At 38.6% G+C, this 347-nt stretch carries 1 protein-coding gene; it reads left to right on the top strand.

The features are described from left to right. Positions 1-127: 127 nt before the first annotated feature. Positions 128-347: hypothetical protein (locus tag AOA60_RS15360; protein WP_143522448.1), on the top strand; the 220-nt coding region annotated here is incomplete at its 3' end.

Genomic DNA, 347 nt, shown 5'->3' on the forward strand with positions numbered 1-347 from the left:
GGAATATGCAGGCCAAGGTGCATTAACTATTGAAGTTGTTTTACTTTCGCTTGCATTAGCAGACAAAATTAATATAATGCGTGAAGAAAAGGAAAAAGCTTAGCTGGTAGCGCGAGAAAGCCAGGAGATGGCTTTAGATAACTTAAGAAAGGCAGATGAATTGAAAGATAAATTTAATTTGAAACTTATTGAGATGAAATTGGGTTTGGAGGATAAGGTACAGGAACGGACTAGAGCTTTGGAGGAGGCATATGGAGAACTAAAGCAAGTGAATGAGGAGTTAGTGACAATGGCTGAATCTAGGAGGCAGCTTTTATTAAATATTGCTCATGAACTAGGGACTCCAG

Source organism: Pseudomonas sp. 2822-17 (genome assembly GCF_002742485.1).
In the GTDB taxonomy this organism is placed as follows: domain Bacteria; phylum Pseudomonadota; class Gammaproteobacteria; order Pseudomonadales; family Pseudomonadaceae; genus Aquipseudomonas; species Aquipseudomonas cyclaminis.